The sequence below is a fragment of the Nocardiopsis sp. NPDC055879 genome (assembly GCF_053615935.1).
This window is the reverse complement of sequence record NZ_JBSHCT010000010.1, coordinates 229286-239580: the sequence shown is the minus strand read 5'-3', so window position 1 is coordinate 239580 and position 10295 is coordinate 229286. Positions and strand designations below refer to the sequence as shown.

General features: G+C 68.5%; 9 protein-coding genes and 1 pseudogene. 2 read left to right on the top strand and 8 right to left on the bottom strand.

The genetic code is table 11. The annotated features are described in order from the left end of the window. A pseudogene (locus tag ACWGKS_RS14540) lies at positions 1–435 on the bottom strand (HNH endonuclease); the annotation flags it as partial. A gap of 699 nt (positions 436–1134) precedes the next feature. Further along, positions 1135–2118 carry a helix-turn-helix transcriptional regulator gene (locus ACWGKS_RS14535; protein ID WP_358507050.1) on the bottom strand — a complete coding sequence of 328 codons (984 nt, stop codon included), beginning with the start codon at positions 2116–2118 and terminating at the stop codon, positions 1135–1137. Between the two features lie 96 nt (positions 2119–2214). On the opposite strand from ACWGKS_RS14535, the gene ACWGKS_RS14530 reads away from it, so the two are divergent. Continuing rightward, positions 2215–2658, top strand: a complete 444-nt coding sequence (locus ACWGKS_RS14530) for a DUF3224 domain-containing protein (protein ID WP_358507048.1) — start codon at positions 2215–2217, stop codon at positions 2656–2658. Positions 2659–2857: 199 nt separating this feature from the next. Next, positions 2858–3241 (top strand): SpoIIAA family protein, encoded by a 384-nt coding sequence (locus tag ACWGKS_RS14525; RefSeq protein WP_358507046.1) that lies wholly within the window; start codon positions 2858–2860, stop codon positions 3239–3241. Here ACWGKS_RS14525 and ACWGKS_RS14520 read toward each other — a convergent pair. From ACWGKS_RS14520 to groES, 6 genes are all read right to left on the bottom strand, one after another. Continuing rightward, positions 3223–4098, bottom strand: coding sequence for a lytic transglycosylase domain-containing protein (locus tag ACWGKS_RS14520; protein WP_358507045.1), 876 nt, complete (start codon positions 4096–4098; stop codon positions 3223–3225). The two genes, ACWGKS_RS14525 and ACWGKS_RS14520, sit on opposite strands and share 19 nt — an antisense overlap. Positions 4099–4267: 169 nt before the next feature. Continuing rightward, positions 4268–5374, bottom strand: a complete 1107-nt coding sequence (locus ACWGKS_RS14515) for a GuaB3 family IMP dehydrogenase-related protein (RefSeq protein WP_358507072.1) — start codon at positions 5372–5374, stop codon at positions 4268–4270. A gap of 115 nt (positions 5375–5489) precedes the next feature. Continuing rightward, a complete protein-coding gene (gene guaB, locus ACWGKS_RS14510; protein ID WP_358507043.1) occupies positions 5490–6980 on the bottom strand; it encodes an IMP dehydrogenase in 1491 nt (496 codons plus the stop codon). Positions 6981–7275: 295 nt separating this feature from the next. Further along, on the bottom strand, positions 7276–7830 hold the full coding sequence (gene shbA / locus ACWGKS_RS14505; RefSeq protein ID WP_358507070.1) for an RNA polymerase sigma factor ShbA: 555 nt from the start codon (positions 7828–7830) through the stop codon (positions 7276–7278). Between the two features lie 282 nt (positions 7831–8112). Then, entirely contained in the window at positions 8113–9711 is a 1599-nt protein-coding gene (gene groL, locus ACWGKS_RS14500) for a chaperonin GroEL (RefSeq protein ID WP_358507041.1), read from the bottom strand. Between the two features lie 107 nt (positions 9712–9818). Further along, positions 9819–10130, bottom strand: a complete 312-nt coding sequence (gene groES / locus ACWGKS_RS14495) for a co-chaperone GroES (protein WP_067600482.1) — start codon at positions 10128–10130, stop codon at positions 9819–9821. Positions 10131–10295: the final 165 nt, after the last annotated feature.

The window sequence follows — 10295 nt, the reverse complement described above, 5'->3', positions numbered from 1 at the left end:
CGCCCACTCGGTGGTGGCCTTTTCGGTGGAGGTCGCGATGGCGCAGGCTTCACCCAAGGACAGGGCGCTGGTCTGGAAGGCTTCTTCCACCAGGGGCAGCTGTTGCTTGTACAACGCCCGGGCGAGGGTGGCAAGGCTCTTGGCCTCGGCCGGGGAGGTGCCCCACTGGTGGGTGATCCACGCCTGGATGCTGCGCTGGCCACCCTCTTCCAACAAGGCGCCGGTGGCCTCCATACGGGCCAGGGCGGGCAACATCCCGTAGCGGATCCGGTCGACTTCCCCATTGAGCCGGCCGAACTGGGCGAGCACATCGGCTTCACACCCGAACGGGATATCCCGGCCGGAGAATTCCACCGCCATCTCCCGCGCACCCGCCATCGCCTGATCGACCGGGGTGTTCCCGACCGGGCGCGGCGCGTGGGGAGGAAAGCTCATACTCTGATTATATGCGAACACCCCAGCAAATGGCAGGCCTACCCGCCAGTTTATTCAACCTATTCCCAGGTCGGCGAATGCGCCTACCATAGATGGGGTGGCCATTCTTTGTTATCCACAATCCGGAATCGAATGGGCTCCTGTTTTTGATCTTGTCCGTAGCGCCATGTTGGGCGCCCAAATGGGCGCTACGAGCAAGATCATCGCTGAGAAGACCAGAGCCGGCCACCGCGGGGACGCGCCCCGCCCCGTGTCCGGCCTGTAGCGGGCACTTCGTTACCTCACCGGTCACGTAGTGGCGACGTGCCCCACGAGAAAGCCAGACGGGGGGAAGGGATCCGGCCGGCTACGGCCGGACCGGGCGAAGCCCGGGGCCTTTGGGACCTCAACCACTCTCCCCCCCACCCCGCCCAACCACCCCAAAAAGCCAGAAACCCGAGGCGCCCCACCAACCCACCCGAGCAACGCCCAACAACCCCAAGACTCCCGCCCCAGGCACCTCACCCATCCCACCCCACACCTGGACAGCACGAACAACCCCCGGGCAGCACGAAACCGGCGAAACCAGCGGCTCCCCCAAGATCAATGGGATCACGCCGGGCCGACACCACACCAGCCCGAGCCCATCCACCTGTGGATAACCCGCGCCCACCCCACACTCACCACCGCTTCCCCACCCGCCACCCCTACTCCACGCACCTACTCCCCACCCCCGTACAGGCTGGCCGTTGCCGCAGCCTCCGCCGCCACGGCCCTTCTCAAATCTGGTGGGCCCAGTACTTCCGCGCTCGCTCCCATGCGCAGCAGATCTCCAACCGCCACTGGGAGCGACTCCACCTCCAAGTGGACTTCCACCCACCCGTCGTCCCCCGCCGGGGTGGCCGCTTCCAGAGCACGGCGGCCTATCGCGCCGAAGCGCATCGGCAGCAGCTTCACGGCTTCCGGGGCGAGGCGCAGGTGCGCAGTTCCCTGGAGCATCGATGCCTCCAGTCGGCGGGCCGACTCCTCCCAGTACTCGACCAGGTCGAAGCCGGTCGGGCGGTCGAAGAGTTCGCCGGTCGGGTGGGCCTCCTGCACGCGTGACACTCGGTAGGTTCGCACCGACGACTCCGGGCCCTCACCGGCCAGGGCCACCAGGTACCAGGTACCGCCCTTGAGCACGATGCCGAGCGGGCACAGCTCCCGTTCCACCTCGCCCCGCCAGCGCAGGTAGCGAACCAGCAGGATCCGGCGTTCCCACACCGCCTCGGTGATGACACCGAGGTGCGGGACCTCGTCGGCGTCGCGGAACCAGGCCGGGGCGTCCAGGTGGAAACGATCCTGGGCGCGGGCGGCCCGTTCCGCGAGCGGGGTGGGCAGGGCCGCACGCAGTTTGTGTCGGGCGGTCGTGAGCACCGCGTCCAACCCCAGGTCACGGGCCGCGGTGGGAACCCCGATCAGGAACAGGGACTCCGCCTCGGCGTCGGTGAGTCCGGTCAGCCGGGTGCGGTAACCGTCCATCAGCCGGTAGCCGCCCTCGGGTCCGCGGTCGGCGAGCACCGGGATCCCGGCCGTGCCGAGCGCCTCGACGTCCCGGTAGATGGTGCGCACCGATACCTCCAGCTCCGCGGAGAGTTCGGGCGCGCTCATCCGACCTCGGTTCTGCAGCAGCAGGAGCAGGGAGACAAGCCGATCGGCGCGCATACGAACATTCTCTCCATACCTGCCAGTGGATGTCAGGTACCTCGGAGAGGCTGGTTCTCGAAGCACAAGGGATCCGAAAGAACCGGGAGGGGCACCATGTCCCGCACAGCACAGACGCCACAGTCAGCACACTCGACGCAGACGACCACACGCACGGAGGGCACCTTCACCTTCGCGGACTGGAAGGAGGAGGAATTGTCGGAGGGCCCCTCGCCCAAGCTCGCCCGGGCCCACGTGACCAACCACTACAGCGGCGGGATCGAGGCGGCCGACACCGACTGCGCCTACACGTTCGTCTACTTGGAGGACGGAACCGGCTCGTTCACCGGTTTCCAGCGGCTGAGCGGCACCCTGGACGGCCGTCCGGGCACGTTCATCGTGGCGGAACGTGGAACCTTCGCGGGGCGGGGCGAGGTGCGCTGTGAATTCGAGGTGGTGTCCGGCACCGGGGAGTTGACGGGGCTGCGGGGAGCCGGCCGGTACGTGGCCGCGCACGGGGAGCCTTCGGTGGCCTACGTCTTCGAGTACACGTTGCCCTGAGAGGGGACGCGGCCGGTTCCGGGCACGCCGAAGCCGACGAGAGCCGGGGCTCCCCCATATAGAGAGAAGACCACGGGCGGGGGCTCCGGCACCACCCACCGTTCCCCGCCTGTGGACAACCCCGATTCCCGGAACGCATGGTCACCGCCCCGAGCGGGTAGGTGCGCCCGCACGCCGCCATTCGAGGAACGGAGGGGCCATGTACAGAAGACTGGACTCCGGTGAGGACGACGTACTCGGGTTCGAGGTGGAGGGCACCATCTCCCAGGAGTCCTTCGAGGAACTCCTGGAAGAGGTCCGCCGCGCCATCGACCGGTCCGGCGGGGTCCGTCTCCTGGTCCGGGTCCACGGGTGGCCGACCGGGGAGACCCCCACGCTCGGCGAGCGACTGCGGTTCGCCAAGGAGCACTTCCACCAGATCGAGCGCTACGCGGTGGTCGGCGACAGCCGGGTCGTGGAGTACCTCACCACCCTGGCGGACGCCTTCGTCGACATGGACCTGCGCTTCTTCGAGGCCGATGAGGAGGATCAGGCCTGGGCCTGGGCGCGTGACCGGGGAACCTCTCAGGAGGCGTCGGCGTAGGCGTGCGCGTAGGCGAGGACGTCGTCCCGGTAGGAGTCGGACCGGTTGTACTCGAAGATCGCGTCCACCCAGTCCTCGGTGGCGCTCAGGTCACGGCCGTCCTCGCACAGGTAGCGGGCGGCGGACAGGGCCGCGTCGTCGATGTTGTGCGGGTCGGGGGTCTCTCCCTCCAGCGACTCCGCCCATTTGTCCCAGGTCACCGGGATGAACTGCATCGGGCCGACCGCCCGGTCCCACTCGGTGTCCTCGTCCAGTTCACCACCGTCGGTGTCCGGAATTGCCCGGGTGTTGTTGGTGCCGTCGAGCGGGATGCCGATGACGTTCACGGTGGTCTTGCCGTCCGGGCCGATCTCACCGCCCGCGTAGGTGCCGTGGCGGGATTCGATGAAGCCGATCCCCGCCAGGGTCGGCCAGGACAGGCCGCACTCGGCCTGGTCCTCGTCGAGCACCAGCTGCGCGCTCGCGTAGCCCTCCAGCGCCCGGCGCGGGATCCCGGTCGCGTCGGCGACCTCGTCCAGCCAGGTGTCGTCGGGACGCTGCGCTCCGGGCGCGGGGCGGGACTGTTCGTCCGCACCGGCCTCGGCGGGCTCTCCGGTCTCGTCGTCGGTACGCGGCGTCACCCCGGTGTGTTCGGGGGGCCCGGTCAGCTCGTCGTGCGGCGGGGTCGCGATGGTGCCGTCCGAGGGGTCCACGGAGGCGGCGGTCGGTGGTTCCCATTCGTTGAGCGCGGTGGACACCCGCCCGACCAGGACCACGACCCCCACCGTCACCAACAGGCAAACGGCCAAGGCGAGACTGACCGCGATCATCGGCCCACGGCTTCGACGCCGCCGGGCGTCGCTCACGCTGCCACCCATGCAGTCCTCCCCAAGGAAAGGTCACCAAGACGTAACAACACATCAAAACTCGCCCCATGGTCGCACATGGTCTCGACCGGATCTCACCGGTGGGCGTTTGGAAACGAGGAACGCCCCGCCGATGGGCGGGGCGTCCTCGTGGTGTCGCGTCGCGTGTTCGCGGTCGTCTCTACCGGTGCGGGTTGACGACGACCTCGACCCGCTGGAACTCCTTCAGGTCCGAGTAACCAGAGGTCGCCATGGTGCGCCGCAGGGCTCCCATGAGGTTCATGGAGCCGTCACTGGTGGAGGCCGGCCCGTGCAGGATCGACTTGAGGTCACCGATGGTGCCGACCTCGACCCGCTCGCCGCGCGGAAGTTCACCGTGGTGAGCCTCACTGCCCCAGTGGTAGCCGCCGCCGGGCGCCTCGGCGGCGCGGGCCAGCGGTGATCCGACCATGACGGCGTCGGCACCGCAGGCCAGGGCCTTGGCGATGTCACCGCTGCCGGTCATGCCACCGTCGGCGATGACGTGCACGTAGCGGCCACCGGACTCGTCGAGGTAGTCGCGGCGGGCCGCGGCGACGTCGCCGATGGCGCTGGCCATGGGGACCGCCACACCCAGAACGGAACGGGTGGTGTGACCCGACCCGCCACCGAAACCGACCAGCACGCCGGCCGCGCCGGTGCGCATCAGGTGCAGGGCGGCGGTGTAGGTGGCGCAGCCGCCGACCACGACGGGGACGTCGAGGTCGTAGATGAACTGCTTGAGGTTGAGCGGCTCGGCCCGGCCCGAGACGTGCTCGGCGGAGACCGTGGTGCCGCGGATGACGAAGATGTCCACACCCGCGTCGACGACCGCCTTGTGGTACTGGGCGGTGCGCTGCGGCGACAGACGGACCGCGGTGACCAGGCCGGTGTCGCGGATCTCCTCGATCCGGCGACCGATCAGCTCCTCCTGGATGGGGGCGGAGTAGATCTCCTGGAGCCGCTTGGTGGCCGCCACGTCGTCGAGTTCACGAATCTCCTGGAGCAACGGCTCCGGGTCCTCGTACCGCGTCCACAGACCTTCCAGGTCCAGAACGCCGAGGCCGCCCTGTTGCCCGACCGCAACGACGGTCTTGGGCGAGGCGACGCTGTCCATGGGGCTGACCACCAGGGGCGTCTCGAACCGGTAGGCGTCGATCTGCCAGGAGATCGACACTTCCTCCGGGTCTCGGGTTCGCCTGGCCGGCACGATCCCGATCTCATCGAGTTCGTAGGCGCGACGCCCGTTCTTACCCAGCCCGATCTCCACCTGAGCCAACGCTTCGCTTCCCCTCTGACGTGCGGCGCCGGTCGGTCGACCGGCGCGATGACCGCGGACGTGAGTCTATCCGTCCACGGTCACCCTCTCATTTCCCGTTCGTGCTTCAGCGGGCGTTGTAGTTGGGTGCTTCCACCGTCATCTTGATGTCGTGCGGGTGGCTTTCACGCAGGCCGGCGCTGGTGATGCGCATGAGCTGGCCGCGTTCACGCAGTTCGGGCAGGGTGCTGGTGCCCGCGTACCACATGGACTGGTGCAGTCCACCGACGAGCTGGTGGGCGACGGCCGAGAGGGGGCCACGGAAGGGCACTTGACCTTCGATGCCCTCGGGGACGAGCTTGTCCTCGGAGGAGACGTCGGCCTGGGCGTAGCGGTCCTTGGAGAAGGAGCGGCCGCGCATGGCGCCCAGCGACCCCATGCCGCGGTAGGCCTTGAACTGCTTGCCGTTGATGAAGATGAGCTCACCCGGGCTCTCCTCCACACCGGCGAGGAGGCTGCCGAGCATGACGGTGCTCGCGCCGGCGGTGATCGCCTTGGCGATCTCGCCGGAGTACTGGAGGCCGCCGTCGGCGATGAGCGGAACACCGGCCGGGCCGCACGCCTTGGCCGCTTCCAGGATCGCGGTGAGCTGTGGGGCGCCCACACCGGCGACCACCCGGGTGGTGCAGATGGAACCCGGGCCCACGCCGACCTTGACGGCGTCGGCACCGGCGTCGATGAGCAACTGGGCCCCGGCTCGGGTGGCCACGTTGCCGGCGACGATGTCGGCGCGGGAGTTGGCCTTGAGCTTGGCGATCATGTCGGCGAGCCCCGCGGAGTGGCCGTGCGCGGTGTCGACGACGAGGAAGTCGACCCCGGCGTCGACGAGCAGCTTGGCGCGTTCCTCCGCCTCGGTGCCCACGCCGACGGCGCCGCCGACGACGAGACGGCCGTCCGCGTCCTTGGTGGCGTCGGGGAACTGCTCGCTCTTGATGAAGTCCTTGACGGTGATGAGGCCGCGGAGGCGGTTGTCGGCGTCCACCAGCGGAAGCTTCTCGACCTTGTGCTTGCGCAGCAGCCCGAAGGCCTTCTCGCGGCTGACCCCGACCGGCGCGGTGACCAGGTTCTCCGTGGTCATGACCTCGCGTACCAGGCGGGAGCGGTCGTCCTCGAAGCGCATGTCGCGGTTGGTGACGATGCCGACGAGCCTGCCCTGGGCGTCGGTGACCGGGACACCGGAGATCCGGTAGTGGGCGCACAGGCGCTCGACCTCGGCGAGGTCGTCCTCGGGCTGACAGGTGACCGGGTCGGTGACCATGCCGGCCTCGGAGCGCTTGACCAGGTCGATGTGGCCGGCCTGGTCCTCGGCGGAGAGGTTGCGGTGCAGGACCCCGGCGCCGCCTTGGCGGGCCATCGCCACGGCCATGCGGGCCTCGGTGACGGTGTCCATCGCGGCGGACAGCAGCGGGATGCTGAGTTCGATGTTGCGGGACAGGCGGGTGGCGGTGTCCACGTCGCCGGGTTGAAGATCGGAGTAACCCGGTACCAGCAGGACGTCATCGTAGGTCAGCCCCGGCGGGAGCAGTTTGTCCCCGTACTCGCTGTACTCCTGGCTCATGACACAACCTCCGCTGTTGACCGGCAACACCTGCGCGGATCACCCCCGCGTGTCGTCTCATCCTAGGACGTCGTGTCGTGCTCCCCAGGTGGAATGGACTGTTCGCCCCGTCACCACGGCCATGAAGTGCGCAACGTCACGGTCGGCCCGAGAGCGGAGGTCACCGAAGGATCACCGGGACGAAGCGTGGGGGTAACGGCAGTACCCGCGGGAGCGCCTCGGGGGGAGGAAGGTGATGCGGTTCGGGCAGGCTCTCGTGCCCGGCCCGGGCACGCGTCCGTGCTCGATCGAGGCCTTATGGGAGGACGCGGTTCGCCAGGGCCACCTTCCGAAGCCGAGCAATAGCTCGGTGCTGGGCAACCCGTACCGCCCCTGCCGACATTCCAAGAAGATGTCCCGTCTCGTCCGCTGTCAGTCCTGTGATCACCCGCAACACCAGCAGTCTGCGCTGTTGTTCGGGAAGCTCGTCGAGGAGCTCTCTGGCCCGCTGCGCCTCGATGACGCGCACGGCGGCCTCTTCCGGTCCGGGCCCCTCGTCCGGCGGCTCCGGCACGGTGTCGGTGGGGACCGTCTCCACTCGTCCGGCCACTCGAAGGGTGTCGGCGACCTTGTGCGCCGCGATGCCGAACACGAAGGAGGCGAAGGGCCTGCCCCGGTCCTGGTATCTGGGGATCGCCGTGATCAGGGCGATGCAGACCTCCTGCGCGACGTCGTCGGAGTGGTGTGCCAGCCCCGACACCCGCGCCAGCCTGCTGTGGCAGTACCGCACCACCATGGGTCGGATCTCGCGCAGCAGCGAGTCCATCGCCCCGTCGTCCCCCTGAACGGCGAGCGATCCCAGTTGGTTCAAACCCGTTTCGCGCACGTCGGAGGGCGTCCCTGTCCGCTGCGCGGTAACGCCCCCCCGGGCGCCTGCATCCGTCACGTTAGGAATGATGCCCGCATCACGGGACCCAACCACTCCAATCGGCAACTACGGAATGGTCACATTTTGGAAAAATGGCCCGAAATCACCGCAGAGAAGATGCTCTTTCGACCTTCCCCCATGATAGTGAGACCGACCACTCCGAGCCGCTTCAGCGAGCGGGGGCGGGATACCGTGGCGGCCCGCCCCCGCTCGACGTCTCACCCCCTAGTGGGAGTGACCGTCGCCCTCGTCCTCCTCGGGCTTGTCCGCGACCAGCACCTCGGTGGTCAGCAGCATGCCCGCGATGGAAGCGGCGTTCTGAACGGCGGAACGGGTGACCTTGACCGGGTCGAGGATGCCCGCACCGGTCAGGTCGCCGTAGGTGCCCGTGGCGGCGTTGAACCCGTGGCCGATCTCCAGCTCGGAGATCTTGTGGGTCACGACGTAGCCCTCGGCACCGGCGTTCTCCGCGATCCAACGGGCCGGCTCGACCAGCGCGCGACGGACGATGGACACGCCGGTCGCCTCGTCGCCGGTCAGGCCGAGGTCGCCCAGGGCGGTGGAAGCGTGCACCAGGGAGGCGCCGCCACCGGCGACGATGCCCTCCTCGATGGCCGCACGAGTCGCCGAGATGGCGTCCTCCAAGCGGTGCTTCTTCTCCTTGAGCTCGATCTCGGTGGCCGCGCCCACGCTCAGCACCGAGACGCCGCCCGCGAGCTTGGCGAGGCGCTCCTGGAGCTTCTCGCGGTCCCAGTCGGAGTCGCTCGCCTCGATCTCGTTGCGGATCTGGCGGACGCGGTCCTCGACGTCGGCCTGCGCACCGGCACCGTCGACGATGGTCGTGTCGTCCTTGGTGATGGTGATGCGACGGGCGGTGCCCAGCACGTCCAGCTCGGCGTTGTCCAGGCTCAGGCCGACCTCTTCGGAGATGACCTGACCGCCGGTGAGGACGGCGATGTCCTGGAGCATGGCCTTGCGACGCTCACCGAAGCCGGGCGCCTTGACCGCGGCGACGTTGAGCGCACCGCGCATCTTGTTCAGCACCAGGGCGCCCAGGGCGTCGCCCTCGACGTCCTCGGCGATGATCAGCAGCGGCTTCTTGGTCTGGACGACCTTCTCCAGGAGCGGCAGCAGCTCGTTGAGGTTGCCGATCTTGCCCTGGCTGATGAGGATGAGGGCGTCCTCCAGCACCGCCTCCTGGCGGTCCCCGTCCGTGACGAAGTACGGGGAGATGTAGCCCTTGTCGAACTGCAGACCCTCGGTGAAGTCGAGCTCCAGCCCGAACGCCGGGGACTCCTCGACGGTGATGACACCGTCCTTGCCGACCTTGTCGAACGCCTCGGCGATCAGGTCGCCGATCTGGGCGTCCTGGGCCGAGTTGGTCGCCACGTAGGCGATGTCGGAGCGCTCCTTGATCGGAACGGCGCGCTCCAGCAGGGTCTCGGACACCTGCTGGGCGGCGGTGTCGATGCCCTTCTTCAGGGACATCGGGGAGGCACCGGCCGCCACGCTGCGCAGGCCCTCGCGGACCAGCGCCTGGGCCAGCACGGTGGCCGTGGTGGTTCCGTCACCCGCGGCGTCGTTGGTCTTGGTGGCGACCTCCTTGACCAGCTGGGCGCCCAGGTTCTCGTAGGGCTCCTCCAGCTCGATCTCACGGGCGACGGTCACACCGTCGTTCGTGATGGTGGGGGCGCCGAACTTCTTGTCGATGACGACGTTGCGGCCGCGCGGACCGAGCGTCACCTTCACGGCGTCGGCGAGACGGTCCACGCCCCGCTCAAGGGCGCGACGGGCGTCGTCCTCGAACTCCAGGATCTTCGGCATCTGTGGTGTTTCCTCTTACCGTTGTGAGGTCATGTAACGAGGACATCCCGCCCCGCCCGGCTTCGAGGGCCGACCGGTGCGGGATGTCGAGGATCGAACGCCGAGAGCTACTTCTCGACGACCGCGAGGAGGTCGCGGGCGGAGAGCACCAGGTACTCCTCGCCGTCGTACTTGACCTCGGTGCCGCCGTACTTGCTGTACAGAACGACGTCGCCGACGCTGACGTCCAGCGGAATGCGCTTGTCGCCCTCGTCGTCCCAGCGGCCGGGACCCACGGCCAGGACCTCGCCCTCCTGGGGCTTCTCCTTGGCGGTGTCCGGAATGACCAGACCGGAGGCGGTGGTCTGCTCGGCCTCCAGGGTCTTGACCACGACGCGGTCCTCAAGCGGCTTCAGCACGGTCTTGGTGGCGGTCGACACGGTAGTGACCTCCCCCTTCAAGGTTTCGGTGTCCTGAACGGCGGCCCGTGCGGGAGCACGGACCGGCTCTTCGTAAAAGGGGCGACCGCGGCGGCCTGTCGTCGCGGGTGCCAGACCGGCCTCGTCGCGGTTAGCACTCTACCCCCGAGAGTGCCAGAATGGAAA